We start from the raw sequence: 298 nt of genomic DNA on the forward strand, positions 1-298 counted from the left end.
ACCGGGTTGGGGTTGTTTGGTAAAACCACCGTTAAACACAAAAAGCATGGGCAAAAGCTCCCCACAGGAAACCCCCACCCATACTTACCTCTAAACAAAATTCTTATTGCGGCAGCCATCTACTCTCCCACACCCACCAAGATGCAGTACCATCAACACCACAGGGCTTAGCTCACCAGGTTCGAAAAGGATACTGGGCGTTTCCCCCAAGCTATCACCACCGCAAAACCACCAAACAACAACCCACCCCACAAAAACGGGGCCCAGGCTTGTTGTTTCAAAACTATACAGCGAACGC

1 rRNA gene is annotated in these 298 nt (G+C 50.3%); it reads right to left on the minus strand.

The annotated features are described in order from the left end of the window. Positions 1-106 precede the first annotated feature (106 nt). Positions 107-225, minus strand: a 5S ribosomal RNA gene (rrf, locus tag HMPREF2554_RS02510). Positions 226-298: the final 73 nt, after the last annotated feature.

Origin of the sequence: Rothia sp. HMSC071F11 (assembly GCF_001809115.1) — a bacterium.
Taxonomy (GTDB): domain Bacteria; phylum Actinomycetota; class Actinomycetes; order Actinomycetales; family Micrococcaceae; genus Rothia; species Rothia dentocariosa.